The sequence below is a fragment of the uncultured Roseovarius sp. genome (assembly GCF_947489715.1).
Classification (GTDB): Bacteria; Pseudomonadota; Alphaproteobacteria; order Rhodobacterales; family Rhodobacteraceae; genus Roseovarius.
Window position 1 is genome coordinate 1 of record NZ_CANLER010000037.1, and the last position, 513, is coordinate 513.

The 513-nt window shown below is 60.6% G+C and carries 1 protein-coding gene; it reads right to left on the reverse strand.

What is annotated here, in order from left to right; genetic code table 11:
* On the reverse strand, positions 1–513 hold a 513-nt coding region (locus Q1B27_RS24470; protein WP_299852817.1), incomplete at both ends, for a G8 domain-containing protein.

The window sequence follows — 513 nt, forward strand, 5'->3', positions numbered from 1 at the left end:
ACATGCCCGCGATGGTGCACGGCCGAGGCCTCGCCATCTTCGCTGGAGAAGGTGATGTTGCGCGACGTGTTGGCCACATAGGCCGAGAGGTCATCGCGCGGCGTGTCGTGGTCATAGGCAAGCGCCCGGTCAAGCGTGATCGTGTCGCCCTTGATCGCGGTGATCGTCACCTCTTCGTCCTGGGTGCCGCCATGCTCCTTCTGACCGGTCTGGCGATTGTAGAACCAGCCCTGTTTGTGGGTGCCGGTCAGGACGATCGTGTCGCCGACCTGCCAGTTGTCCGGTATCTCCGCCAGCTTGATCTGCGTGTCGCCAGCCATCGGCGCATCATCAACCTTGAGATAGGCTGTCTTCTCGGCGCCATGGATCTCAACTTCGCCATGTGAAATGACCCCGCGGGACAGCAGCGAGGGATCCCAGCCGACATCGATATCACCGTTATTGGCGATGATGATCTGCGCATCGACGCCATCTTCGATCGGATTGTCTTCGGTTCCGATTTCAAGGCGCCCG